At 52.9% G+C, this 22,798-nt stretch carries 28 protein-coding genes and 1 tRNA gene; 15 read left to right on the top strand and 14 right to left on the bottom strand.

Annotated features, from left to right (window positions below; genetic code table 11):
* Positions 1-16 precede the first annotated feature (16 nt).
* From A3K92_RS07085 to A3K92_RS07075, 3 genes are read left to right on the top strand one after another with little or no spacing between them, the layout of a single operon-like run.
* Positions 17-400 (top strand): Rid family detoxifying hydrolase, encoded by a 384-nt coding sequence (locus tag A3K92_RS07085; protein ID WP_088885591.1) that lies wholly within the window; start codon positions 17-19, stop codon positions 398-400.
* A 26-nt stretch (positions 401-426) separates the two neighbouring features.
* Positions 427-801 (top strand): Mov34/MPN/PAD-1 family protein, encoded by a 375-nt coding sequence (locus tag A3K92_RS07080; protein ID WP_088885590.1) that lies wholly within the window; start codon positions 427-429, stop codon positions 799-801.
* Between the two features lie 49 nt (positions 802-850).
* On the top strand, positions 851-1,291 hold the full coding sequence (locus A3K92_RS07075) for a metal-dependent transcriptional regulator (protein ID WP_088885589.1): 441 nt from the start codon (positions 851-853) through the stop codon (positions 1,289-1,291).
* 51 nt (positions 1,292-1,342) lie between these two features.
* Here A3K92_RS07075 and A3K92_RS07070 read toward each other — a convergent pair whose 3' ends face one another.
* Positions 1,343-2,680 carry an NCS2 family permease gene (locus A3K92_RS07070; RefSeq protein WP_088885588.1) on the bottom strand — a complete coding sequence of 446 codons (1,338 nt, stop codon included), beginning with the start codon at positions 2,678-2,680 and terminating at the stop codon, positions 1,343-1,345.
* Positions 2,681-2,919: 239 nt separating this feature from the next.
* On the opposite strand from A3K92_RS07070, the gene A3K92_RS07065 reads away from it, so the two are divergent.
* From A3K92_RS07065 to A3K92_RS07055, 3 genes are read left to right on the top strand one after another with little or no spacing between them, the layout of a single operon-like run.
* On the top strand, positions 2,920-3,219 hold the full coding sequence (locus A3K92_RS07065; protein ID WP_088885587.1) for a Gar1/Naf1 family protein: 300 nt from the start codon (positions 2,920-2,922) through the stop codon (positions 3,217-3,219).
* A gap of 6 nt (positions 3,220-3,225) precedes the next feature.
* The gene (locus A3K92_RS07060) at positions 3,226-4,137 is read left to right on the top strand and encodes a transcription initiation factor IIB (RefSeq protein ID WP_088885586.1); all 912 of its coding nucleotides are present in this window, start codon (positions 3,226-3,228) and stop codon (positions 4,135-4,137) included.
* A gap of 4 nt (positions 4,138-4,141) precedes the next feature.
* Complete coding sequence (locus A3K92_RS07055) at positions 4,142-4,636, top strand: metallophosphoesterase family protein (protein WP_088885585.1); 495 nt, start codon at positions 4,142-4,144, stop codon at positions 4,634-4,636.
* Positions 4,637-4,667: 31 nt separating this feature from the next.
* Here A3K92_RS07055 and hpkB read toward each other — a convergent pair whose 3' ends face one another.
* Complete coding sequence (gene hpkB / locus A3K92_RS07050) at positions 4,668-4,871, bottom strand: archaeal histone HpkB (RefSeq protein WP_088885584.1); 204 nt, start codon at positions 4,869-4,871, stop codon at positions 4,668-4,670.
* A 370-nt stretch (positions 4,872-5,241) separates the two neighbouring features.
* Between hpkB and rbcL the strand changes: the two genes are divergently transcribed.
* Positions 5,242-6,576 carry a type III ribulose-bisphosphate carboxylase gene (gene rbcL / locus A3K92_RS07045; RefSeq protein WP_088885583.1) on the top strand — a complete coding sequence of 445 codons (1,335 nt, stop codon included), beginning with the start codon at positions 5,242-5,244 and terminating at the stop codon, positions 6,574-6,576.
* Between the two features lie 19 nt (positions 6,577-6,595).
* Here the strand turns inward: rbcL and A3K92_RS07040 are convergent, their stop codons facing one another.
* Together A3K92_RS07040 and A3K92_RS07035 are read right to left on the bottom strand one after the other, a co-directional pair.
* Positions 6,596-6,769, bottom strand: coding sequence for a class III signal peptide-containing protein (locus A3K92_RS07040; RefSeq protein ID WP_088885582.1), 174 nt, complete (start codon positions 6,767-6,769; stop codon positions 6,596-6,598).
* A gap of 57 nt (positions 6,770-6,826) precedes the next feature.
* Positions 6,827-8,035: a hypothetical protein gene (locus A3K92_RS07035; RefSeq protein ID WP_088885581.1), complete on the bottom strand. Its 1,209-nt coding sequence runs from the start codon at positions 8,033-8,035 to the stop codon at positions 6,827-6,829.
* A 52-nt stretch (positions 8,036-8,087) separates the two neighbouring features.
* On the opposite strand from A3K92_RS07035, the gene A3K92_RS07030 reads away from it, so the two are divergent.
* From A3K92_RS07030 to A3K92_RS07020, 3 genes are all read left to right on the top strand, one after another.
* Positions 8,088-8,681 (top strand): RNA ligase partner protein, encoded by a 594-nt coding sequence (locus A3K92_RS07030; protein WP_198361972.1) that lies wholly within the window; start codon positions 8,088-8,090, stop codon positions 8,679-8,681.
* A gap of 41 nt (positions 8,682-8,722) precedes the next feature.
* Positions 8,723-8,799 (top strand) — tRNA-Thr (locus A3K92_RS07025).
* Between the two features lie 101 nt (positions 8,800-8,900).
* Positions 8,901-9,632 (top strand): helix-turn-helix domain-containing protein, encoded by a 732-nt coding sequence (locus A3K92_RS07020; protein ID WP_088885580.1) that lies wholly within the window; start codon positions 8,901-8,903, stop codon positions 9,630-9,632.
* On the opposite strand, the gene A3K92_RS07015 is transcribed toward A3K92_RS07020, so the two are convergent.
* Positions 9,629-10,411 (bottom strand): 4-phosphopantoate--beta-alanine ligase, encoded by a 783-nt coding sequence (locus A3K92_RS07015; protein WP_088885579.1) that lies wholly within the window; start codon positions 10,409-10,411, stop codon positions 9,629-9,631. The two genes, A3K92_RS07020 and A3K92_RS07015, sit on opposite strands and share 4 nt — an antisense overlap.
* Positions 10,412-10,616: 205 nt before the next feature.
* Here A3K92_RS07015 and A3K92_RS07010 point away from each other — a divergent pair, with 205 nt between their 5' ends.
* Together A3K92_RS07010 and gltA are read left to right on the top strand one after the other, a co-directional pair.
* Positions 10,617-11,465 (top strand): sulfide/dihydroorotate dehydrogenase-like FAD/NAD-binding protein, encoded by an 849-nt coding sequence (locus tag A3K92_RS07010; RefSeq protein ID WP_088885578.1) that lies wholly within the window; start codon positions 10,617-10,619, stop codon positions 11,463-11,465.
* Complete coding sequence (gene gltA, locus A3K92_RS07005; RefSeq protein WP_088885577.1) at positions 11,466-12,914, top strand: NADPH-dependent glutamate synthase; 1,449 nt, start codon at positions 11,466-11,468, stop codon at positions 12,912-12,914.
* A gap of 15 nt (positions 12,915-12,929) precedes the next feature.
* Here gltA and A3K92_RS07000 read toward each other — a convergent pair whose 3' ends face one another.
* Positions 12,930-13,397 (bottom strand): hypothetical protein, encoded by a 468-nt coding sequence (locus A3K92_RS07000; protein ID WP_088885576.1) that lies wholly within the window; start codon positions 13,395-13,397, stop codon positions 12,930-12,932.
* A gap of 126 nt (positions 13,398-13,523) precedes the next feature.
* Here A3K92_RS07000 and A3K92_RS06995 point away from each other — a divergent pair, with 126 nt between their 5' ends.
* Entirely contained in the window at positions 13,524-14,435 is a 912-nt protein-coding gene (locus tag A3K92_RS06995; RefSeq protein WP_088885575.1) for an MBL fold metallo-hydrolase, read from the top strand.
* A 33-nt stretch (positions 14,436-14,468) separates the two neighbouring features.
* The gene (locus A3K92_RS06990) at positions 14,469-15,641 is read left to right on the top strand and encodes a nicotinate phosphoribosyltransferase (protein ID WP_088885574.1); all 1,173 of its coding nucleotides are present in this window, start codon (positions 14,469-14,471) and stop codon (positions 15,639-15,641) included.
* 112 nt (positions 15,642-15,753) lie between these two features.
* Here the strand turns inward: A3K92_RS06990 and A3K92_RS06985 are convergent, their stop codons facing one another.
* The 3 genes from A3K92_RS06985 to A3K92_RS06975 all read right to left on the bottom strand — a co-directional run bounded on the left by A3K92_RS06985 (position 15,754) and on the right by A3K92_RS06975 (position 17,413).
* Positions 15,754-15,945 carry a ferredoxin gene (locus tag A3K92_RS06985; RefSeq protein WP_088885573.1) on the bottom strand — a complete coding sequence of 64 codons (192 nt, stop codon included), beginning with the start codon at positions 15,943-15,945 and terminating at the stop codon, positions 15,754-15,756.
* Positions 15,946-16,073: 128 nt separating this feature from the next.
* Positions 16,074-16,610 carry a metal-sulfur cluster assembly factor gene (locus tag A3K92_RS06980; protein WP_088885572.1) on the bottom strand — a complete coding sequence of 179 codons (537 nt, stop codon included), beginning with the start codon at positions 16,608-16,610 and terminating at the stop codon, positions 16,074-16,076.
* Between the two features lie 62 nt (positions 16,611-16,672).
* The gene (locus A3K92_RS06975) at positions 16,673-17,413 is read right to left on the bottom strand and encodes an ATPase (RefSeq protein ID WP_088885571.1); all 741 of its coding nucleotides are present in this window, start codon (positions 17,411-17,413) and stop codon (positions 16,673-16,675) included.
* Between the two features lie 108 nt (positions 17,414-17,521).
* Here A3K92_RS06975 and bpsA point away from each other — a divergent pair, with 108 nt between their 5' ends.
* Complete coding sequence (bpsA, locus tag A3K92_RS06970) at positions 17,522-18,577, top strand: N(4)-bis(aminopropyl)spermidine synthase (protein ID WP_088885570.1); 1,056 nt, start codon at positions 17,522-17,524, stop codon at positions 18,575-18,577.
* Between the two features lie 20 nt (positions 18,578-18,597).
* Here the strand turns inward: bpsA and A3K92_RS06965 are convergent, their stop codons facing one another.
* The 5 genes from A3K92_RS06965 to A3K92_RS06945 all read right to left on the bottom strand — a co-directional run bounded on the left by A3K92_RS06965 (position 18,598) and on the right by A3K92_RS06945 (position 22,798).
* Positions 18,598-19,143 carry an RNA 2'-phosphotransferase gene (locus tag A3K92_RS06965; protein WP_088885569.1) on the bottom strand — a complete coding sequence of 182 codons (546 nt, stop codon included), beginning with the start codon at positions 19,141-19,143 and terminating at the stop codon, positions 18,598-18,600.
* Positions 19,144-19,174: 31 nt separating this feature from the next.
* On the bottom strand, positions 19,175-20,494 hold the full coding sequence (locus A3K92_RS06960) for an NAD(P)/FAD-dependent oxidoreductase (protein WP_088885568.1): 1,320 nt from the start codon (positions 20,492-20,494) through the stop codon (positions 19,175-19,177).
* Positions 20,495-20,603: 109 nt separating this feature from the next.
* Positions 20,604-21,281: a UMP kinase gene (gene pyrH, locus A3K92_RS06955; RefSeq protein ID WP_088886061.1), complete on the bottom strand. Its 678-nt coding sequence runs from the start codon at positions 21,279-21,281 to the stop codon at positions 20,604-20,606.
* Between the two features lie 85 nt (positions 21,282-21,366).
* Positions 21,367-22,533 (bottom strand): NAD(P)/FAD-dependent oxidoreductase, encoded by a 1,167-nt coding sequence (locus A3K92_RS06950; RefSeq protein ID WP_088885567.1) that lies wholly within the window; start codon positions 22,531-22,533, stop codon positions 21,367-21,369.
* Positions 22,526-22,798 carry a (2Fe-2S)-binding protein gene (locus A3K92_RS06945; RefSeq protein WP_088885566.1) on the bottom strand — a complete coding sequence of 91 codons (273 nt, stop codon included), beginning with the start codon at positions 22,796-22,798 and terminating at the stop codon, positions 22,526-22,528. Before A3K92_RS06945 ends, A3K92_RS06950 begins: the two co-directional genes overlap by 8 nt.

Raw genomic sequence — 22,798 nt, 5'->3', positions numbered from 1 at the left:
CGCTGAGGTGGTGAAAATGGAGAAGCAAATCGTGATCCCTCCCGGGGCCCCGTCCCCCATTGGGCCGTACAGCCCGGGGATCCTGGCTTCTGGGAGGTTTCTCTTCATTTCGGGCCAGATCCCACTTGATCCAACAACCGGAAAGCCCGTTGAGGGCAGCTTTGAGGAGAAAGTCAGGCAGACCCTGAGAAACCTCCTCTCTGTCGTTGAAGGCGCTGGAGGGAGTGCTGAGAACGTGGTAAAGGTCACGGTATACCTCAGGGACATTGGGAAGTACGATGAGTTCAACCGGGTTTACTCAGAGTTTTTCAGCGAATCCAAGCCCGCTAGAGCGGTAGTTGAGGTCTCAAACCTGCCCAAAGGGGTCGATCTTGAGGTGGAGGCTATAGCGGTGTTCTGACCCCTATTTTTTTGAAGGTGAAGCCAGTGGTTGCCAAAGTGAGAATTCGTGAGGAGCTCTTGGATTACCTGCTCGAACTCGCAAGAAACGCCCATCCCAATGAGTTCATGGGTTTTCTCCGGGCAAAAAACGGTGTCGTGGAGGAGGTTTTGATAGCTCCCGACATTAGGCCCGGCCCCACTTCCGTGTTTTTCAACACCTGGATGCTTCCCCTGGACGATAGTATAGTAGGTACAGTCCACTCGCATCCAGCTCCGATACCCGACCCCTCGCCCCAGGATCTGTGGTTTTTCTCAAAGTTCGGTGGGGTTCACCTGATAGTGTTTTACCCCTACAGCAGGGAAAACGTGTGGGCGTACAACAGCGAGGGATCCAGAATTGAGATTGAGCTGGTCCCGTGAACGAAAACTACTTAAATCTTTTTGGCTGACCTAAATTCTGGTGGTGGGGTTGGAAATAACGAAGAGGGAAGAGGAATATCTTGAGACGATGTACCTGCTCCACAAGAATAAGGGAGTAATCCGGGTCAAGGACATAGCAAAGGCCCTTCACGTGAAGCCCCCAAGCGTTGTTGATGCCCTCAAAAAGCTCAGCGAAAAAGGGCTAGTTGAATACGAGAAGTACGACCGCATACTGCTGACAGAGAAGGGTAAAGAGATCGCGGAAAGTACCTATTTAAAGCACAAGCTTCTAACTGAGTTCTTTATTGAGGTTCTTGGGATCCCGCCCGAGATAGCCGAACAAGACGCCTGTCAGTTTGAGCACTACGTTCACGATATAACTGTTGAGCGGATTAGGGAATTTGCCCAGTTTATTCGTGAACAGTGTCCATACGTTCTCAAGCAGTTCCTCAAGGAGAAGCTATCCGAGAACGAAAAAGCTTCAGAATGAACACCGCTCTTCTTTACTCCTTTAAACCTTTAAAATGGTAAAAAAAGGGCCTCAAAAGACTCCACTGAGGTAGGCGAAGTAGGCCAGGAACACAATTGCCAGGGCGTACATGAGCGGGTGAAGCTCCCTTCCGCGCCCGCTGAATAGCTTGAGCAGCGTGTAGCTGATGAAGCCAGCCCCTATTCCATCTGCTATCGAGTAGGTGTAGGGTATCATGACGAGCACGAGGAATGCCGGAATGGCCTCTGTGTGGTCGGTGAAGTCTATCTCCTTGACGGCGCTGAGCATGTAATAGCCGACTATGACGAGCGCAGGTGCTGTTGCGAAGGCCGGTATCGCTTGGGCCAGGGGTGCTATGAAGAGACCGATTCCGAGGAAGAGCAGACCGGTAACAAGAGCAGTCATTCCCGTCCTTCCGCCCTCCTCTATTCCCGCGGCGCTCTCAATGTAGGTCGTGACGGTTGAGGTTCCCAGGACGGCACCGATGGTGGTTCCTATTGCATCGGTCAGGAGAACTTTCTCAGCATCCGGGACCTTTCCGTCCTTCGTCAGGAAGCCGGCCTTGGCGCTGAGCCCGGTGACCGTTCCGAGGGTGTCAAAGAAGTCCACCATGAAGAAGGCGAAGATGACTCCCAGTGCCCCGACGTTGAGAAGCCCCTTGAGATCCATCTTGAGGAAGGTGTAGCTTATGTCAGGCGTTGAGAACAGGTGGTCGGGCCAGGGGGCGGCCCCAGTCAGCCAGCCTAGGACGCTGGTGGTTATTATCGAGATCAGCAAAGCCCCTTTGATGCGGAGCGATATGAGTATCGCCGCGAGGAAGAGGCCGAAGAAGAAGAGCACTATCTCCTTGCTCGCGAGGGCGCTTGCGTTCAGCCCGGTGAACTGGAGGACACCTGAGTCGTTGACGACGGCGGTGAGAAGGCCCACATCGTTGAGGCCGATGAAGACGAGGAAGAGCCCGATTCCAGCTCCAACGGCGTACTTCTGGCTGAGGGGGATGGCGTGGATTATCGCGCTTCTGACCTTGGTGACGCTGAGGGCTATGAATATCAGCCCCTCGACGAAGACCGCCGCGAGGGCTATCCTCCAGTCGTAGCCCATCCCGAGGACGACGCTGTAGGCGAAGTATGCGTTGAGGCCCATTCCCGGAGCGAGGGCGAAGGGCTTCTTGGCGTAGAGGCCCATCAGGATTGTCGCGAAACCTGCTGAGAGGGCTGTAACTGCCACCAGCGAGTTGAATGCCTCTTTACCCATGGCATCGCTGAGTATCGCAGGGTTGACGAAGAGGATGTAGGCCATAGTCATGAAGGTGGTAACACCTGCTAGGATTTCAGTCTTCATATCGGTGCCGTACCTTTCAAATTCGAAGTACTTTTCAAACCATCCCATGGTTTCAACCTCCATGTTGACTGGTATCTGATAATAAGACCACTTTATAAGCGTTTTTTTGACATAAATTTGCTAAACGCAGTGCCGTCTATGTACAAAACAAAAATTGCTGTCTGTATGGGTGGTCTAAATTCCATTACTAGCGATTTACCTCTTAAAAACTTTTTGCAGATGACCGAAACGTTTATAAATCAATTAATCGAAAACTTTAAAAGGAAATGTCGTTCTGGGGTGGGGCTATGAAGAGACTGGGCAAGGTTTCTCACTATGCCAAGCAGGGCTTTTTGATCCTTCGCAGTTCTTGGGTACCCAATCTCAACGATAGAGTTGTTGATAAGAACCTGAACTTTGTGGGCGTTGTTAAGGATGTTTTTGGTCCCGTAAAGGCACCGTTTATAGCTGTTAAACCGCGCGTCAGGAATCCCTCCGATTACGTTGGTGCTGTGCTCTACGTTGACACTAGGAAGGCCAAAGGCCGAGGGAAAGAAAAGCAATCCCGGCGCGTTAAGAAACGCCCCGCCCCCAAAAGGAGGGGGTGAGAGCCTTTGGCCGATAGGAAGGTCTGTCCCGTTTGCGGTTCAACGGAGTTTTTTTATGATAGAAGTAGGGGAGAGCTCGTCTGTGCAAACTGTGGCTACGTTCTTGAGGAGAACATAGTCGATGAAGGACCTGAGTGGAGGGCTTTCGATCCGGATCAGCGGGCCAAGCGAGTTAGGACCGGTGCGCCGATGACGCTTATGATTCATGACAAGGGCCTCTCCACCGACATAGACTGGCGCGATAGGGATATACACGGGAACCAGATAACCGGTATGTACCGAAGCAAGATGAGACGTCTCAGAATGTGGCAGAGAAGGATGCGCATAAACGATGCCGCCGAGAGGAACCTTGCATTTGCACTCAGCGAGCTCGACAGAATGGCTGCTCAGATGAGACTTCCCAAGAGAGTAAAGGAGCAGGCGGCCGCGCTGTACCGAAAGGCCGTTATGAAAAAGCTCATCCGCGGCCGTTCTATTGAGGGAATGGTATCCGCTGCACTTTACGCTGCCTGCAGGATGGAAGGCGTGCCAAGAACATTGGACGAGATAGCGCGGTATTCGAAGGTTACCAAAAAGGAGATTGGAAGAAGCTACCGCTTTATGGCCCGTGGACTTGGTTTGAACCTGCGTCCGACCAGCCCAATAGACTACGTTGACCGCTTTGGGGACGCCCTAGGTGTGAGTGCACGGACGAAGAAAAGGGCCAAGGAGATACTTCAGGAAGCTATAAGAATGGGCATCACGAGCGGGAAAGGTCCTACCGGTCTTGCCGCCGCTGCCCTTTACGTTGCTTCCCTGCTCGAAGGTGAGAAAAAGACCCAGAGGGAAGTTGCCGAAGTTGCGAACGTTACCGAGGTAACTGTCAGAAATCGCTACAAAGAGCTCGTTGAAAAGCTTGGCATAAAGGTGCCGATGTGAGAATATGAAGCTTGCAGTTGTCAGCGATACTCACTACGGCGATAAGACGAAGAATCTCCCCATTTTTCTCTTTGATCATCTTAAAGAAATTTCCCCCGACATGATTCTTCACGCGGGCGATATTACCGCTCCCGAGCTCCTTGAAAAGCTTGAGGAAATCGCCCCGACATTGGCAGTGAGGGGGAACGTCGACAGGGCGAACCTGCCGGAAGAGAGGGTTGAGAGGTTCGGTGATGTGTCCGTTGGAATGGTCCATGGTCACCAGTTCGTCTCTCTAAACGCCCATTTCCTTACCCTTAAGGCCCTTGAGATGGACGCTGACGTTCTCGTTTTTGGGCATACTCATAAGTTTTATTATGACACGTACTCTTTATACGGGAGAAGAGTTCATCTTTTAAACCCCGGTTCTCCAGTCTTCCCCCGCTTCGACTCTCCAGGATTCGCCATCCTTGAGATAAGTGGGGAGAATATCAGTGTCAGAAGGATAAAGCTCTGGTAACCCAGAAAGTGGAAGAAAAAAGGAAGCGCCATCAGCTCTTGATGGCAAGCTTGATGTCCTCGGCCTTAACGGTCTTTCTGCCGGCGTGGTGGGCAAGGGCAACGGCCTTCTTGGCTATCTCAAGGGCCTTCTCCTCAAGGTGCTCGGCGAGAACCTTGGCGGCCTCCTCGCTAACGCGGGCAGCACCGGCCTTCCTTATAAGCCTGTCAACCGGGGCAATTGGAAGCTCGGCCATTCACAACACCTCCTTATTGCTTTTTGAAGGTTTCTGCGTTTTAAATTAGGAGCAAAGTGATATATAAACCTTTCGGAAAAACGGTGTTTTTAGGGCATATTTCAGCCGATTTTAGATGAGCGAGTTAGAACTTAAGCCACAAAGACGTGCTGGATGATGGTGGTTGGAATTGAGGGGCCTTAACCTGTTAGGGATGAGGGGGCAATATCTCTGCGTGTTTTGGAAACACCTCCGAAGTTGCCTGAAACGACGTAAGCTCGCTTTAATGTTGTTCAATCTTTCTGTTCTTTAGTACTCAGATATGGTCAATAGATTTTTATAGTCCTCTGATAAGATAATATTTACCTCAGAAATATTGGAGGTGCTGAAAATGGTTGAGAAGTTTGATAAGATATACGACTACTACGTGGACAAGGGCTACGAGCCCAATAAGAAGAGGGACGTAATAGCCGTTTTCCGCGTTACTCCGGCAGAGGGATACACGATCGAGCAGGCGGCAGGTGCAGTTGCCGCCGAGAGCTCGACCGGAACCTGGACGACCCTTTATCCCTGGTACGAGGAGGAGCGCTGGGCCGACATGTCAGCCAAGGCCTACGACTTCGTTGACATGGGTGACGGCAGCTGGATCGTCAGGATTGCCTACCCGGAGCACATCTTTGAGGAGGGCAACATGCCCGGCTTCCTCGCGAGTATAGCTGGCAACGTCTTTGGAATGAAGCGCGTTGAGTGGCTCCGCCTTGAGGACATCTATCTTCCGGAGAAGTTCCTCCGGAACTACCCGGGACCGGCCTTCGGGATCGAGGGTGTCAGAAAGAAGCTCGAAATCTACGACAGACCGCTCTATGGTGTTGTTCCAAAGCCGAAGGTAGGCTACTCGCCGGAAGAGCTCTACAAGCTTGCCCTCGACCTTTACACCGGTGGAGCAGATTATCTAAAGGATGACGAGAACCTCACCAGCCCGTGGTACAACCGCTTCGAGGAGCGCGTTAAGGTCGTCACCAAGGCCATGGAGAAGGCAGAAAACGAGACTGGAGAAAAGAAGACATGGTTCGCTAACATTACCTCGCCAATACTCGAGATGGAGCAGAGGCTTGAAATACTCGCCGACTACGGCGTTCCCCACGCGATGGTTGACGTTGTCGTCCTCGGCTGGGGCGTCCTCGACTACATCCGCGAGCTTGCCGAAGACTACGGCATAGCTTTGCACGCCCACAGAGCGATGCACACCGCCTTTGCCCGCTATAAGTACCACGGCATCTCGATGTTCGTCCTGGCCAAGCTCTACCGCGTCATCGGCGTTGACCAGCTCCACATCGGCACCGCTGGGGCCGGCAAGATGGAGGGCGAGAAGTGGGAGGTCATCCAGTACAAGAGGATAATCACCGAGGACCACTACGTTCCGGACGAGAACGATGTCTATCACCTTGAGCAGAAGTTTTACCACATCAAGCCCGTCTTCCCGACGAGCTCTGGAGGACTTCACCCCGGCAACATCCAGCCCGTCATAGAAGCCCTCGGAAAGGACATCGTTTTGCAGCTCGGCGGTGGAACGATGGGCCACCCAGACGGGCCAAAGGCAGGAGCAATGGCGGTCAGACAGGCCATCGATGCCATCATGCAGGGAATCCCACTCGATGAATACGCGAAAACCCATAAAGAACTGGCAAGGGCTTTGGAGAAGTGGGGCCACGTTACCCCCGTTTGACTTATCTTTCTTCTAAATTTTAAACGTCCTCCCAGCTTTCGTTTACATAACTAGCTATTTTTTTAGTTGATTCATTTATTGTCTTTCCGGTCTGCTCTGCTGCCTGCTTTACGTACCTTATTACTATTGCAACCATCATGAGGGCTACAGCTATCATCATTAAGTATTCTATCGCAGCCTGTGCCCTTCTCATATTATCACCTCCTGTTATTAAATTTGTGAAAAAAATATTTAAAATTTTGGTCGTGTTTCAATAGAGCATAACTTCGAACCCAAGCTCGCTGAGTAGATCCGCAAGTTCTTCGCTGTCTACATAAGCTAAAAGGTGATGGTTTCCTAGGGTTCCGTCTATGAACTCTGGAGCATCTTCAATTTTAAGTTTAACTTGAGTTCTGCACCTGTTCTCATTCTTTTCCCTGCCAATTACCTCAACCCCCGCAACCACTGCCCTCCTTCCTCTGATCTTAAAGAGTGAGGCTTTTCCCTTCGGAAGCTCAACCTCGACGCCAACACCTTTGCCGCTTTCGAAGTGCGATCTGAGAACGTACCTTCCAATGAGGGGAGCCGTGCAGTGGGCCAATATTAAGTAGTCTCCGCCATAATCTGCAACGTTCCCCATGAAGGCAGGCTTGCTGAAGAACTTTCTGATGATCATCATGCCGAGTAGGGAGTTCAGCTCTCCTTCACACGCTGCTGGAATTCCCTCGGCGTTGAATAGGGCCAGAGCGAGACACGGAGTTCCTCCCAGCTTTTCGATGAGGTCGAAACACCCGATTGTAAACCCATCAAGTCTGTAATCCTCAAGGATGCGTTTTATGGCTAGATATACCCTACCTGCGATTGCGAGGTCTTTTTTGGATGGTTCTTTTATCTCTGTTGCTTTTTCCACTGTTTCCTCGATGGCCCTCAGGCCCTCTTCGTCGGTTGTTTTTTCGTAATATTCGTAAAACTTCTTCAGGCTTATTCTCGTGTAGGGTATATCGAGCCTTTCGTTGATCAACCACGGGGATATCCTGCCTATCAAGCCAATCCTCATTCGTAGGAACTTTTCGAGAGTTTCTTTTAAATCTTCATAAGCCAGAACAGCCGCTTTAAGTTCCTCGAAGCTCTTTACAAGGGTTGTTGGTATTAATCTTTCCCTGAAATACTCTCTGAGCTCTATTCCCGAGGCTATGGAGTTGTTGTACGGATCTCCGTATATCACGGTTGGCCTCCTGAAAACAGCGAACTCCCTAAGAACACCTTCGGTTCCTCCAGTTAGGGGGTACAAAAGAAGGACATCAACGTCATTGAAGTTGACTTCGTTTTTTGCCTCTTTGAATTCTGCCTTGGTCGATACGATAAACCCTCCAGAAACGTCGAACTCCCCTGCGAGCTTTGTTATAAAACTGGAAACCTTCTCCTCAAAGGCCTTTGGGCTGGCGAGTTCACTGATCCCGAAAACAACTCCCACTTTCATGCTTTCACCTAACTTTTTAAATTCCGGGGATTATAATAACCTTGTGGTGGCCATGGCACTGATAAAGTTCGTTTTGGACACTAGCATCTTTGTAAACCCCGATATACGTTCCTCTTTTGGAAGCGATCCGACCAGTGCCATGAAGGCTTTTCTTGAATACGCCGAGAGGCTCTTTGGGAGGGTTGAGTTTTACATGCCCCCCGGGATATACCGGGAGGTCATGAACTTCGTGGATGTGGAGGAAGTCTCGCCTGACATTGAACTCTACATCATCAAAAAGCCCCCCGATGTGCACAACATCAAGATCCCGGCTTTCGTTGTCTATGAACTAATAGATGATATTCGGCGGAGGATTGATAAGGGACTCCGAGTTGCGGAAAAAGCCGTTAGGGAGAGCGTCCTTGAAACCGACAACGTTGATAAAATCATCCAGAAGTTAAGAAGAAACTACAGAAAGGCCCTCCGTGAGGGCATCGTTGATAGTAAAGAGGATTTTGAGCTTATTCTGCTGGCAAAAGAACTTGACGCAGCCATAGTGTCTGCCGATGTGGGGATACTGACCTGGGCCCAGAAGATGGGAATAAAGTGGGTAGACGCCGCCAGGTTCAAGGATGTCCTGGAGGAACTAGTGGAGAAAATCGGGTGAGAGAAAAATTTATAAATGCCGGACTTCATGATGTAATCGACGCCCCGGTGGCTCAGCCTGGTGGAGCGGCCGCTTGGTAAGCGGCAGGTCGCGGGTTCAAACCCCGCCCGGGGCTCCATAACCCTTCTCGTCATGTTGATGTTCACGGTGCGGTTTTAAATTTGAGGTCTCTTCTGCAATTGACGATAGGTTTATAACAGTTTGACTGTAATAAGTACCATGCTCGAGAAAGAAAAAGAGGCCCTTGCTAGAAGAATAGCGGGTGAGATAACCCTTTCCTCCGACCCCGGCAAAACCATGAGAAAGTGGAGGGAGATATTCGGAATAAGCCAGACTGAGCTTGCCGAACACCTTGGGGTCTCGTCCTCCGTTATAAGCGACTACGAGGGTGGAAGGAGAAAGAGTCCAGGTGCCGGTACGATAAAGAAGTTCGTTGAGGCCCTTCTAAAGATTGACGAAGAGAGGGGCGGTAGTGTTATCAAGGCCTTCAGCAGGACAATTGGGGTTGAGCTTCCAACTTCTGCAATCCTAGATATCAGAGAGTTCTCGATCCCCATAAAGATCTCCCAGCTTCTGGATGCAGTTAACGGGGAGATAGTGGCCAACGAAGATATGATTGACAGGGAGATATACGGCTATACAGTCGTCGACAGCATAAGGGCTATCCTTGAGATGAGCAGTGAGGAGTTCCTCAAGTTGTATGGCTGGACAACCGAAAGGGCCCTGGTCTTTACGAAGGTCAGCACCGGAAGAAGCCCCATGGTTGCAGTGCGCGTTCAGGGTCTGAAACCAGCTGTTATAGTTCTCCACGGGGTCAAAAAACTCGATGAGCTGGCGGTAAAGCTGGCCCAGAGGGAGAGAATACCCCTGATAGTCTCAAAGATAGAAAATGAGTCAGAGCTTATAAACAACCTTAGAAAGCTTGTGGAAAGAACAGAAAAAGAAGTTTAGAGCTCCTTCCGTCTCCATATCCCTTCTTCGGCCAGTTTGGCTAGCCTATCCCTTATGTGGAGAAGGACGTCGCTCAGAGTTTTCCCGTTGTCGTAGCCTTTTACAATCTCTTCAAGCTTCTCCCTCGGAAGGTTCTTCATTTCTCTGGCAAGTTCAATCATCCTCGGGTAGGCCCTCACAATGTTGTCCACTATCGTTATATCCGCCATCCTGGCGCTTCTCGAAAGCGGGTTGAGGTCAACGGTGACGACGAACTTCCCCATTCTCACCAACGCCTCTGTTCTATCTCCATCTTCAAGGGGGACTAAAACGACATCGGCCTTCCAGATTCCGTTCTCGTCAACTTTTCCGCGCTCGTGCTCCAAACCCGGAATCCTCTTCGTCGGGTTTATGCCGAGTATCTCGATTTCGGGGTCGTACTTCCTCAGCTCTTCTTCTATAGCCTTAACCCTCTCCTCCGTTCTGTAAAAGAGGTTTATCTCGAGCTTTGCATTGAGGGTTTTGGCGAGCTCTATCGTCTCCTTTGGAACCAGGGCCGCGACGTTCCCGTTAACGGAGATGACCGGATGCTTTGCAAGGAGAAACTTTGCAACCGCCACCTTCATGGCTCTCTCCGCAGGCTCTATCGTCCTCTCGCCGATGAGGTAGTCAAAGGCCTCACCACGACCATGGGCTATTAGGCCTGCCTTAGCAGTCATTCCCTTCTCCATTCCCTCGATTATCTTCTCCCTGTAGTAGAGGCTCCAGTAGCGGGGGTGGCTCTTGGGTATCTTCACCATCCACATCACCATCAATGCCTTGGGCTCGCATCCTAAAAAGCTTCCTAAACGCTTTTGAGGAGTGGAAGGCTCCCCAAAGAAGCAATCTCCTACCCCTTTTTGGCCTAAGCAGGGTTCTAAACCTTTGGTTTAAGAAAGCCGTATAAACCTTAGAGTTCAAAACTTATGGTGAACAAGGTTGTTCACATGCACAGGGTGGTGCACCATGGGATATAGGATAACAAAGAAGGAAAACCTGAGCATTATTGACTTTTTTATGGAGGTAGAGGCGCCCCACGTGGCCCGTTCATGGAAACCGGGCCAGTTCGTTGTCTTGATCGTTGACGAGAAAGGCGAAAGGGTCCCAATGTCCGTCTACTACGCCGAGGACGGAAAGATAGGCATGTTCATAAGGCGCCACGGGGTCACGACCTTCAAGCTCTGGTACGAGAAGCAGGTGGGGGACGAGCTCCTCAGCGTCGCCGGGCCCCTCGGCAAGCCGATAAAGGTCAAGTACTACGGGAACGTCGTCTTCGCTTCGGATGCCGTCTGTGCCCAGGCGGAGAGCTACGCTACTCTGAAGGCGATGAAGGAAGCGGGTAACTACACAATAGCAATACAGAGCTTCGAGACCAAAGACCACGTTTATCCGGAAAAGTTCCTGGCGAAGCCCGTTGCCGACGAGCACTACCTCACGACTGAAGACGGCAGTGTCGGCATAAAGGGCCACTACCTCGACGTCCTCAAGGAGCTCATAGAGAAGGACAAGGTGGACATTGTCTTCGCCGGCGGAAAGCTCGGCTCCCTCGCGAAGCTGGCCGAGCTCACCAGACCATACGGAATCCCGACCATCGTCACCGTCAGGCAGATAATGGTCGACGGAACCGGCATGTGCGGTTCGTGCAGGATACTCTACGACGGCCAGATAAAGTTCGCCTGCAGGGACGGCCCGATGTTCGACGCTCACAAGGTGGACTGGGACGACGTGATAAAGAGGGACGCCCGCTTCGTCGAACAGCAGAACCTGGCCAGGGAGAGGTATCTTCAGAAGCTCAGGGAGAAGGGGGTGATCTGAATGGTGAGGAAGAGACCGAAGCTCATCAAGGAGCGCGTTCCAACGCCTGAAAGACCGGTTGAAGAACGCGTTAAGGACTTCGGGGAGGTCAACCTGGGCTACGACTTTGCGTCAGCGGTGAAGGAAGCTGAAAGATGCCTCCAGTGCCCGCCCGAGTATGCACCCTGTATCAAGGGCTGTCCTGTTCACATAAACATTCCCGGCTTCATAGGCAAGCTCGTCGAATACCGCGACGACCCGAACAGGGCCGTTGAAGAAGCTCTCAGGGTAATCTGGGGCGACAACACCCTTCCTGCCGTTACAGGTAGGGTCTGCCCGCAGGAGGATCAGTGTGAGGCCCAGTGTGTTATGGGCAAGGTTGGCGATCCGATCAACATCGGCAAGCTTGAGCGCTTCGTCGCTGACTACGCGAGAAAGCACGGCATAGAGGATGAGCTCCTGGAGGAGATGAGGCCGCTCCTCTGCGGGAAAGGAAAGGTGGCTGTCGTCGGCGCCGGACCCGCTGGACTCACCTGCGCCGGCGAGCTAGCGAAGCTCGGCTACGACGTAACGATTTACGAGGCCCTCCACAAGCCGGGTGGAGTCTTGGCTTACGGAATTCCAGAGTTCAGGCTTCCCAAGGAGATACTTGAGAAGGAACTCGACAAGCTGAGGAAACTCGGCGTTAGAATCCTCACCGACCACGTCGTCGGGAGGACGGTAACCATCGAGGAACTCCTTCAGGAGCACGACGCCGTCTTCATTGGAACCGGCGCGGGAACGCCGAAGCTCCTCAACATCCCGGGAATACTCCTCGACAGGATTTACAGCGCGAACGAGTTCCTGACAAGGGTCAACCTAATGAAGGCCTACGAGTTCCCAGAATACGACACCCCGATAGCCGTTGGCAAGAAGGTCATCGTCATCGGTGCCGGCAACACCGCCATGGACGCGGCCCGCTCCGCGCTGAGGCTGGGTGCGGAAGTGACGATAGCCTACCGCCGCGGAAGGGAGGACATGACGGCCCGTATTGAGGAGATAAAGCACGCCGAGGAGGAAGGAGTAAAGTTCGAGTTCTTCCTCCAGCCGGTCGAGTTCATAGGCGACGAGAACGGCAGGGTCAAGGCCGTGAAGTTTGAAAAGATGCGCCCGCTCGAGGAGAGGGACGCGAAAGGCAAGAGAAAGATAGTCGGCACCGGCGAGTACGTCACGCTGGAAGCCGACACGGTCATAATAGCGATAGGCCTAGAGCCCAACAGGATAATCAGTGAGGAGGCGACCGGCCTTAAGGTCAACCCGGACGGAACGCTCGTCGTCGATGAGAACCTGATGACCAGCATCCCTGGAGTTTTCGCAGGTGGCGACGCGATTAGGGGCGAGGCAACGGTTATCCTGGCGATGGGCGACGGAAAGAAGGCTGCCAAGGCGATATGCGACTACATAGAGAGAAAGAGGAAAGCCAATGCCTGAACTTTTCCTTTTTTGCTACCATTCCCTTTTCCTTGAGCCGAAGAGAAGGGCTTTCTTCATGTAATCCATAAATTCGCTGTTGAGGAAAATCTTCATGAACTCCTCTGTCTCCTCGGGCGAAAGCCACTCGATGTCCTCCGGAACGCCCTCGACCCAGAGGTAGACGAGCTCGTCCCCTTCTCTGGCGATTAGTAGGGTGAAGACCTTGACGCCGAACTCTTGAGCGATTTTTACTTCTCTACCAACGAGCGAGGTAAACTTGCCGAGCGGTGCAACTGCAACGAGGTATTCGGCCTCTTTGATCCGCCCGCTCGTGTCCCTTAGACCGTATCTGGAGGGCACGAGGATGTTGGTAGAGTTCAACTTCTCCTCTATAATTTCCACTATGGCCTTCTCCGTTCTGGTGTGATACAGGAAAGTCGGTTCGCTGAGATATACAAAGGGCCCGTGCTTTTCTCTCTTTCTTCTCAGGAAACCGAACATTGGATCACCTCAGGTGGGGATAATGTCATCATCTTGGGGTCAGGAGGGATGACACTCATCATCGGCTAGCTTTCATTAATGGGGGGGCTTATTAAACCTTTAGCCCAAACATACCCAGGTGATAAAATGCGTGTTATCCCCCTTGCCTCTGAAAGCCTCGGAGTTAGAAGCTTAGCAACGTTCGTGGAAGCCTCTGGCTTAAAAATCCTCATCGATCCGGGCGTCGCCCTCGGGCCGAAGCGCTACGGTCTTCCTCCAGCAAAGGTAGAACTGGAAACCCTTCAGCAGATGAGGAGGAAGCTCCAGGGTTATGCAAAAAGGGCCGACGTGGTAACAATCTCCCACTACCACTACGATCACCATACACCCTTCTTTGAGGGCCTCTACGAGAGCTCAAGTGAGGAATACGCGAGGGAAATCTACGCCGGAAAGTTCCTCTTCATCAAGCACCCGCGGGAGAACATAAACTTCAGCCAGAGGAAGCGTGCTTGGGCCTTCCTCAAGAACGCCGAGCCGATAGCGAAGAAGATAGAGTTCGCCGACGGGAGAGCCTTCGACCTCGGTGGGGTTAAGCTTGAGTTCTCTCCCGCTGTTCCGCACGGAAGCGAAGGCTCAAAGCTCGGCTTCGTCGTGATGGTCCTCATTGACGACGGCTCCAAGAGGGTAATCCACGCCAGCGACATCCAGCTGTTGAACAGAAAAGCTGTTGAGTGGATAATCGCTAAAAACCCCGACCTGCTCATAACCGGCGGCCCGCCGACGTATCTCGGAAAGCGTGCCGAGGGTAGCTGGGAGACTGGAATCAAAAACCTCAACGAGATAATCCGCGAGACAAACGCTGAGATAATCCTCGACCACCACATCGTCAGAGACAAGCGCTACCCGGAGTTCTTCGACGAGCTGGAGAAAAAACCGAAGACCTTCGCGGGTTACCTAAAGGTCGAGGACAGACCACTGGAGGCATACAGGAGGGAGCTTCACAAGAGGGAGAAAGGAGAAGAAACCGAACTCCCGTTTTCCCCTGAGGAAAAGCCTTAAACTTCTTTTCCATAATTTAAAACGGTGGTGAAAATGCGTGGCTTCTACATCGCCCACGAGGAGGATATCCGGGCGGGAAAGACGACGGACGTCTACTTCATCAGGACAAAGAAGATACTCGAAGAGAAGGGCATTCACAGGAAGGTCTTTGCAGACGTGAGCACAACTGGCCTTCCAAACGGCTGGAAGTGGGGAGTTCTGGCCGGAATTGAAGAGGTCGCAAAGCTCCTTGAAGGCCTCCCAGTGAACGTCTACGCCATGCCCGAGGGCACGATCTTCCACCCCTACGAGCCGGTTCTCCAGATAGATGGCTATTATGAGGAGTTCGGGATATACGAGACGGCCTTACTAGGCATGCTCAGCCAGGCGAGCGGAATAGCAACTGCGGCATTGAGGATTAAAATAGCGGCAAACTTCAAGCCGGTCTATTCCTTCGGGATAAGGCACATGCATCCTGCAATAGCTCCGATGATAGACCGCTCGGCCTTTATAGGCGGATGCGACGGCGTCTCTGGCGTTCTTGGAGCTGAGATGATCGGTGAAAAGCCCGTTGGAACAATGCCCCACGCGTTGATTCTTACAGTTGGTGATCAGGTAAAGGCCTGGAAGTACTTTGACGAGGTGGTTGAGCCAGAGGTTCCAAGGACTGCTCTGGTTGACACCCTCTGCGACGAGAAGTTCGAAGCTCTAATGGCCGCTGAAGCACTCGGCGAGAGGCTCAATGCGGTAAGACTGGATACGCCCGGCTCGAGGAGGGGCAACTTCAGGAGAATAATCGAGGAGGTCCGCTGGGAGCTCGACCTGAGGGGCTACGACTGGGTCAAAATCTTCGTCTCAGGGGGTTTAAACGAGGAGAGCATAAGGGAGATAGTTGACGTTGCCGACGCCTTCGGAGTTGGCTCGGCCATAGCCAGTGCGAAGCCGATAGACTTCTCCCTCGACATAGTGGAGGTTGAGGGCAGGCCTATAACCAAGCGCGGAAAGCTCAGCGGAAGGAAGCAGGTTTATCGCTGTGAGAACGGCCACTACCACCGCATTCCGGCAGATAAAAAGCTCGAAAAGTGCCCGGTCTGCGGGGCAAAGGTCGAGCCACTCCTCAAGCCGCTCATAGAGAACGGCGAGATAGTCGCTGAGCTTCCAAAGGCGAGGGAGATAAGGGAGTACGTCCTGGAACAGGCCAAGAAGTTCAACTTGACGCTTGAATGATTTCTTTTCTGCCTTTCCGTTTCTTGTCAAACCCAAAAAGCAGAGCCAGCAGTGTAAATTGGCTACAGACGCTTAGAAGCTTACAATCAATGAGAAGAAAAAAGAAGGGGCTTCAGACCTCTTCGAGGGTTATAGCGCCGACCGGGCAGGCCTCAGCGGCCTCCTGGGCGCACTCGAGGTCGGTGGTTTCAACTACTGGGTGGGCCTTTCCGTCGTCGCCCATCTCAAAGACGTCCGGGCAGAGGCTAGCACAGATAGCATCTCCAATGCAGGTGTCCTGGTCAACCGTAACCTTCCACGCCATGGCAACATCACCGCCTTTAAGTGAACCTGGGCGAATATAAAGTTTTCGTTCCTGAAACCGAAGGTTCAGAACGGATTGATGCCCAGCGCTCTGGGGATGACTGAAGGGAACAGAAAAAGCAAAGATAATTAGTAAAGGCCAAGCTTTTTCTTGTACTCCGGGCTTATCATGTCCGGGCTCCACGGTGGGTCGAAGGTGAGCTCGATTTCAGCGTCCTTAACGCCGGGAATCTCGAGTATCTTGTCCTCCACAGCCCTTAGAATCCACATCGTGAGCGGGCAGCCCGGAGTTGTCATCGTCATCTTGACGTAGACCGTATTGTCGGGCCTTATCTGGAGGTCGTAAATCAGACCGAGGTTAACGACGTCGATGCCTATCTCGGGGTCTATGACCTCCTTTAGCTTCTCCAGGATCAGCTCCTCCGTGAGCTGAACGTTCTCGCCTTCACCGGTTTTCTCCTCGCGCTCGCGGTTTATGGTTATCAAACCTACACCTTCAAGCTTTCCAATCTCGGAGTGGAGCTTTATGAGGACGTTGTCTATGTCGGGAGTGTCCCTAGCGAGAGTAACCGTGACGTTGCCCTTATCGTCCACCCCAATGGATTTAATGAACTTCTCGTCAACGACCGATTTCACGACCTTTTCAACCTCATCCTTCGTAACCATTAATCCTCACCGGAGGGAGTTTGGGAAGACAGATTTAAACCTTTTGGGTCATAAATGTGTATTTAACGCGAGAGTATGTCCCGTATCAGTGTTTCGGCCATTTCTGGATTCAATGCTCTGGCCCTGGTTTCCCGTAAGACCCTCTGAATGGCGAACCTTTTAGTGGATGGAGCCCTTCTAAATAGCTCCCATAGTAGCGGACACCCAAAGCTCAGCTCGTACTTTCCGCCGATGAGTTCTATTATCTCCGCTTTGTCAAGGGCTAGAAAGGCGGGGAAGTTGAGGATTACGAGATCTCCGGAGCGGTAGATTGAGATTAGGCCAGAGCTCAGAAGGTCGCCGGAGGCGAGGATTTTTATTCCGTTCTCCAGTGCGTAGTCTTCAATGGCCTTCATGACCATGGAGTGGCATCTCCCGCATATCGGGGCGCCCTTCTCCATCTGGAAGGTTATCGCTTCGAGGTAGTTGGGAATTTCTACGAGAACCGCTCCCTCACGCTTGACTTTCTCTATCACACGCCCTTTCATCTGGGGGAGCTTTGCGGTAACTGGAACCACATCAAAGCCGGCCCAGCGGAGGATTTTCAGCGAGGAGGTGCTGTCAGATCCACCTGAGAAGGCGAGGGCTATTTTTACGCTTAGTGGAGAGTGGTCGAATTCCTCCCCGTAAAGGCGGTATTCTATCAAGGCTTTCAGGCGGGAATAGGCTTTTTCGCCGATTTCCCCCCTAACCCTCTCGAGGGCCTCAAGGTTGTACTGCAGCCGATACCTTTTGACGAAATCGTCTCCCACAGGTTTTATCATCGAGGGCCAATCGAGGTGATGTTTATTAAACTTGCCGCTGGGAAAACCTTAAAAGAGGCCCCTCTTAACTCCCATCCACAAACTAAAATCCTTCTGGAGGTGCTTGCCATGAGGGAGATAGTCGAGAGAGTTAAGGAGAAGACGAGCATTCCCGTTTATGAGAGAACAGTTGAGAACGTTCTGAGCGCTATTCTGGCCAGCGGGGACGTTTGGCGGATTGTTGACCTCAGCGAAGAGCCCCTACCGCTCGTCGTTGCAGTGGTCACAGCTTTGTACGAACTCGGTTATGTTGCCTTTGAGAACAACCAGGCGATCCTTACAAAAAAGGGCAAAGAGCTGGTGGAGAAATATGGGATCGGCCCAAGGGCCGATTACACCTGCCACCACTGCCAGGGCAGGACGGTTGAGCTGGACGCCTTCTCGGAGCTTCTCGCGGAGTTCAAGGAGATAACGAAGGACAGGCCCGAGCCAGTTCACGAGTTTGACCAGGCCTACGTTACTCCTGAAACCACCGTGGCCAGAGTTGCGCTTATGCACAGCAGGGGAGACCTTGAGAACAAAGAGGTGTTCGTCCTCGGCGATGATGACCTGACCAGCGTGGCGCTGATGCTCAGCGGCCTTCCGAAGCGCATAGCCGTCCTCGACATCGACGAGAGGCTTACGAAATTCATAGAGAAAGCCGCCAATGAAGTAGGATACGAGAACATCGAGATATTCACCTTCGACCTGAGGAAGCCCCTCCCCGACTACGCCCTTCACAAGTTCGACACGTTCATCACCGATCCGCCCGAGACAGTCCACGCCATCCGCTCCTTTGTTGGAAGGGGAATAGCCACCCTCAAGGGGCCCGGCTGCGCCGGCTACTTCGGCATAACGAGAAGGGAAAGCTCCCTCGACAAGTGGAGAGAGATACAGAGAGTCCTCCTCAACGAGTTCGGCGTTGTCATAACCGACATCCTCAGGAACTTCAACGAGTACGTCAACTGGGGCTACGTTGAGGAGACGAGGGCATGGAGGCTTCTTCCGATCAAGGTCATGCCGAGCTACAACTGGTACAAGAGCTACATGTTCAGGATCCAGACCCTTGAGGGATCAAAGGGCTTCGAGGACGAGATAACCGTTGGTCAGGAGCTCTACGATGACGAAGAATCATCGACCACATGAAACTGGCTTCAGGCCTCTTTTTAGATTTTTAACATGATGCAGTCTGGTGGGACTCTCTCCACTATCCTCACGTTCTTCCCTGCCTTATAAACCTTCAAGCCTTCCCTCCTCAGACAGTCGGCGTCAATGATAAGCAGAGCTACGTCCCTTCCATGTCTCCTGCCCGTTTCCAGGGCCTCGCTTTTGCTCGTGGTGAGGTGGACGAACTGCCGTTTCATCGGCTTCAAACCCTCTTTGAGAATGGACGGTAGGTTTCTTCTTGGAGTTCCATGGTAGAGAAAACGGCTTTCAGTGTCTTCCTCATGGTTCAGACTTACCGGAAAGCTGTGGCCGTAGCGGGCGCGGATTTTGTTGCCCCTGATTTCGTAGCGGCCCTTTGGATCGTGAACAACGATCTCGCGTACGAATTCTTCATCAACATCGGAGTAAACTGTTTTTAGAGCCTTTACAAGCTCACCGAGAGAGACGAAGCCCTCAACGTCCGGTTTTAGCCCAAACTCCTCCGGTGAGTGCCTCAGAATGTAGGCCATCAGCTTGCTGACTCTTGTCCTCGTTGGCCGCCTCATGGTAGAAAATTGGTAAGAAAGGCTAAAAAGCTCAACGGAATTTCCTCATCGCCATCTCCGCCGCGACAGTTATCGGGTCGATGGTCGGGCTTATCGGCGGGGCGTAGGCCGTCTCAAGGTAGACCACATCCTCCACCGCTGCACCCTTCTGCGCTAGCGCGGAGAGAGTCATTATCCTGCCCCAGACGCGCTCGCCCCCGACTATCTGGCCGCCTATGAGCTTTCTGTCAGATTTCCTGAAGATCAGCTTGACGGTTATGGGCTTTCCGCCGGGGTAGTACTCGGGCTTGGTCGAGCCTTTGAACTTGCCGACCGCTATTTCAATACCCTCCTTCTTCGCCCTCTCCTCGGTGATTCCAAAGGTGCCGATTTCGAGGTCGAACAGCTCAGTTATCGCCGTGTTGAAGACGGGCCTGAAGGAAACCTCTTTGCCCGCTATGTGCTCTGCAGCAACTTTGGCCATTCTAACCGCCGAAGTTCCGAGCTGGCTGAGGGTTCTTTTACCCGTTACCGCGTCAATAACTTCCGCACAGTCGCCTATCGCGTAAATATCTGGATCGCTCGTCTGGAGGTGCTCGTTCACCACTATTCCCCTGTTGACTTCGAGACCGGCCTTTTTGGCCAGATCAACGTTCGCCCTGACCCCTGTGGCAACCAAGACGAGGTCCGCTGGGACCTCCTCCTCGCCGATTTTAACAGCCTTAACAGGGCTTCCCATTATCTCGCTCACACCGACGCCGAACCTGAATGAAACGTCGTGCTTTTCCATCTCAGCCTGGACGAGCTTTGCAGCGTCTTTGTCGAGCATTGTGGGCATTAGGCGATCCATCAGCTCAACGACGAGAACCTCCATGCCGAGCTTGGCAAAGGCCTCGGCCCCTTCGAGGCCTATTAAGCCAGCGCCAATTACGACCGCTTTTTTCGGCTTCCTCTCGGCGATGTAGGATTTAATCCTGCGCACGTCGTCAAGGCTCTTGAGGGTGAAAACACCTTCGTTCTCAACGCCCTTTATCGGCGGGACGAAGGCCTTCGAGCCAACAGCCAAGACGAGCTTGTCGTAGGGAACCTCGCCCTTATCCGTTATCACGACCTTTCTCTCGCGGTCTATCTCCTTAACTTCTGTGTTTAACATTAGGTTTATCTTCTGCTTCTCGTAGAACTCGTTCGGGAAGACGATGACATCCTCCGGCTTCTCAATCGTTCCGCTTATCACATGGGGGAGCGCGCACGGGGAATATTGCATGGTCGGCTCCTTTCCAATGACGGTTATCTCGGCTTTCCTGTCGAGCTTGCGCATGAAGAGGGCGAAGTTGCTTCCGGCTGTACCAGAACCGACAACCACGATTTTCATGGACACCACCGAAGGGAGAAGGGGGAGGAGGTATAAAAAGGTGGCTTTCGTGAGAGGGGATTAAATCCCAAAGCTTTGCGGAGAAAAGTTGGCAAAGAGAAAGTAGCAATTAAGGCTCCACAACGGTCCCGTTGTGCCTGCCTTTTACCACGTCAAAGAGGTGGTAGGCGTCCTCTTTTCCCACGATGTATGTCCTTATCCTTCCGCGCTGGATGAACTTGGCGGCGAGGGCATCAACGACACCGCTCCCACCGGCCTTGCTCTCTGCCTCCATCGCTATCTCCACAAGCTCCTCCGGGGTTATTCTATCAAGCTTCTTAGCGTTCGGGTTCTTTCTTGGGTCGCTGTCGTAGACACCGTCGACGTTGGTGACTACCACTAGAAGGTCGGCTTGCAGGTACTCCGCGAGAAGAGCAGCGACAGCGTCAGTCGTGTGGCCTGGGTGGGTTCCGCCCATTATCGGTATCTTCTTGAGCTGTATCACTTCCCAGGCCTTACGGAAGTCCTGGATGACAAAGGGATAGGCCTTCTCGCCGAGCGCGGCGATGAGCAGCATCGCGTTTGCCCTCGTGATGTGGATTCCTATATAGTCTTTGAAAGTCTCGTTGGGTGTGAACTCCTTCGCGGCCTTGATGTACTTCCTGGCGACTTTACCACCGCCGACGACAACGGCCACCTCATGATCCTCGCTTATCTTGACGAGCTCGTATGCTATCGCCTTGATAAAATCGATGTCCGGATCGTCCGGGACCAAAACAGAGCCGCCTATGTCGAAGACTATCCTCATGATGACCCTCACGGTGTTAACCGAGGCCCCTTTATAATCTTTTTCTTGCCGTGGGGGTGGCAAAAATTGGAAAGGAACGGGGGCATCACCCTATCTGGAATGCGCTGGAGCGGAGCTCTCCGCGCTCGAAGCGGTAGGGATCGTACCAGTCCCAGTCGAGGGGAACCTTGGAGCGGCCTTTGGCTATAAGCTCTGCCATGGCCTGAGCAACCGCGGGGGCCATCATGAAGCCGTGCCCTGAAAAGCCAGCGGCAATGTAGAAGTTGTCGAGGAGTTTCCCTATTGCGGGATTCTTGTCCGGAGTTTTAGCGTAGAAGCCCGCCCACTGGCGGACGATGTGGGCATAACGGAGAGGCGGTGCTATCATCGTAGCGTAGCGGAGAACGCCGCGCAGGAAGTCGTAGGTCGGCTCGTAGTCGTCTAGGCTTTTTGCCCTGTGCTCTATCCCTACGCCGCAGATTATTCCCCCGTCCTCACCGTCCTGGATTATGTAAGCGTCGTTCCAGCTCGGCGGGCAGACAAGCGGCTCCGCCTGGCCCCTCTCCAGAGGTTCCGTCTTGACGAGCTGGTGCTTGTAAGCGGTTATTGGCACGAGGTCGCGCTTCAGGCCGGCCATCTCGTTTATGAGCGGCGCCCAGGCGTTGGCCGCGTTCAGAACGGCGTCGACCTTAACGCTCTCGACCTTCCCGTTGCTCCTGAACTTGACCGCGGTTATAACATCCCCCTCGCGCTCGAAACCAACCACCTCGGTGTGCTCCCTCGCGTCAACGCCGAGTTCCTTGGCCCGGAAGAGGTAAGCAAAGAGCGTCTTGAAGGGATTCGCCTTGCCGTCCTTAGGATTCCAAGCGCCGGCTAAGAATGGCTCGGTGTTGAGGATTGGGACTATCTCCTTCGCCTCGTCCATGTCTATGAGCCTTGTGGGAACGCCAAATTTGTTCTGAAGCCTGATGTTGTTTTTGAAGGCCTCGACCTCCTCCTCACTCGTCGCGAGGAAGAGGTAGCCGGTCTGCCTGAAGTTGATGTCAAAGCCCAGCTCCTCCTCGAGCTTCTCCCAGCGCTCGACCGCGTACTTCATGAGCCTTATGTTGGCCTCGTCCGTGAACTGGGCGCGGATTCCGGTGGCACAGCGGAAGGTCGAGCCGGAGCCGAAGTAGTTCTTCTCGAAGAGAATGACTTCTTCTCCGAGCTTCGCTAGTTCATAGGCGGTGGCAACGCCGATTATTCCGCCACCGATTATCGCGACCTTACTCATCGTCACCACCCACCAGCACCTCAACGCGGACGGGCCTTATCGGGACTCTGGCCCGCGGGAGGGGGATCTCGTCGGGTTTCTTGCCCGTTTTCCTCGCGAGGATCGCTATCACGAGCGGCATGCAGGTTCTCCCCTGACAGGGCCCCATTCCAACGCGGAGGAGGCGCTTTATCTCCTCGATATCGGTGACGCCCTCGTCTATGAGCGCCTCGATTTCCTCTACCGTTACGTCGTTGCAGCGACAGATGATCACCTTTCCGGACAT

Origin of the sequence: Thermococcus gorgonarius (assembly GCF_002214385.1) — an archaeon.
Classification (GTDB): Archaea; Methanobacteriota_B; Thermococci; order Thermococcales; family Thermococcaceae; genus Thermococcus; species Thermococcus gorgonarius.
The sequence above is the reverse complement of the archived record's forward strand: the minus strand, read 5'-3'. Positions and strand labels throughout refer to the sequence as shown.

Coding starts and splice junctions, on each gene's coding strand:
- A3K92_RS07085 (WP_088885591.1), top strand. CDS start 17: ATGGAGAAGCAAATCGTGATCCCTCCCGGGGCCCCGTCCCCCATTGGG.
- A3K92_RS07070 (WP_088885588.1), bottom strand. CDS start 2,680: ATGGGATGGTTTGAAAAGTACTTCGAATTTGAAAGGTACGGCACCGAT.
- A3K92_RS07065 (WP_088885587.1), top strand. CDS start 2,920: ATGAAGAGACTGGGCAAGGTTTCTCACTATGCCAAGCAGGGCTTTTTG.
- A3K92_RS07055 (WP_088885585.1), top strand. CDS start 4,142: ATGAAGCTTGCAGTTGTCAGCGATACTCACTACGGCGATAAGACGAAG.
- hpkB (WP_088885584.1), bottom strand. CDS start 4,871: ATGGCCGAGCTTCCAATTGCCCCGGTTGACAGGCTTATAAGGAAGGCC.
- rbcL (WP_088885583.1), top strand. CDS start 5,242: ATGGTTGAGAAGTTTGATAAGATATACGACTACTACGTGGACAAGGGC.
- A3K92_RS07040 (WP_088885582.1), bottom strand. CDS start 6,769: ATGAGAAGGGCACAGGCTGCGATAGAATACTTAATGATGATAGCTGTA.
- A3K92_RS07035 (WP_088885581.1), bottom strand. CDS start 8,035: ATGAAAGTGGGAGTTGTTTTCGGGATCAGTGAACTCGCCAGCCCAAAG.
- A3K92_RS07030 (WP_198361972.1), top strand. CDS start 8,088: ATGGCACTGATAAAGTTCGTTTTGGACACTAGCATCTTTGTAAACCCC.
- A3K92_RS07020 (WP_088885580.1), top strand. CDS start 8,901: ATGCTCGAGAAAGAAAAAGAGGCCCTTGCTAGAAGAATAGCGGGTGAG.
- A3K92_RS07015 (WP_088885579.1), bottom strand. CDS start 10,411: ATGGTGAAGATACCCAAGAGCCACCCCCGCTACTGGAGCCTCTACTAC.
- A3K92_RS07010 (WP_088885578.1), top strand. CDS start 10,617: ATGGGATATAGGATAACAAAGAAGGAAAACCTGAGCATTATTGACTTT.
- gltA (WP_088885577.1), top strand. CDS start 11,466: ATGGTGAGGAAGAGACCGAAGCTCATCAAGGAGCGCGTTCCAACGCCT.
- A3K92_RS07000 (WP_088885576.1), bottom strand. CDS start 13,397: ATGTTCGGTTTCCTGAGAAGAAAGAGAGAAAAGCACGGGCCCTTTGTA.
- A3K92_RS06995 (WP_088885575.1), top strand. CDS start 13,524: ATGCGTGTTATCCCCCTTGCCTCTGAAAGCCTCGGAGTTAGAAGCTTA.
- A3K92_RS06990 (WP_088885574.1), top strand. CDS start 14,469: ATGCGTGGCTTCTACATCGCCCACGAGGAGGATATCCGGGCGGGAAAG.
- A3K92_RS06985 (WP_088885573.1), bottom strand. CDS start 15,945: ATGGCGTGGAAGGTTACGGTTGACCAGGACACCTGCATTGGAGATGCT.
- A3K92_RS06980 (WP_088885572.1), bottom strand. CDS start 16,610: ATGGTTACGAAGGATGAGGTTGAAAAGGTCGTGAAATCGGTCGTTGAC.
- A3K92_RS06975 (WP_088885571.1), bottom strand. CDS start 17,413: ATGATAAAACCTGTGGGAGACGATTTCGTCAAAAGGTATCGGCTGCAG.
- bpsA (WP_088885570.1), top strand. CDS start 17,522: ATGAGGGAGATAGTCGAGAGAGTTAAGGAGAAGACGAGCATTCCCGTT.
- A3K92_RS06965 (WP_088885569.1), bottom strand. CDS start 19,143: ATGAGGCGGCCAACGAGGACAAGAGTCAGCAAGCTGATGGCCTACATT.
- A3K92_RS06960 (WP_088885568.1), bottom strand. CDS start 20,494: ATGAAAATCGTGGTTGTCGGTTCTGGTACAGCCGGAAGCAACTTCGCC.
- pyrH (WP_088886061.1), bottom strand. CDS start 21,281: ATGAGGATAGTCTTCGACATAGGCGGCTCTGTTTTGGTCCCGGACGAT.
- A3K92_RS06950 (WP_088885567.1), bottom strand. CDS start 22,533: ATGAGTAAGGTCGCGATAATCGGTGGCGGAATAATCGGCGTTGCCACC.
- A3K92_RS06945 (WP_088885566.1), bottom strand. CDS start 22,798: ATGTCCGGAAAGGTGATCATCTGTCGCTGCAACGACGTAACGGTAGAG.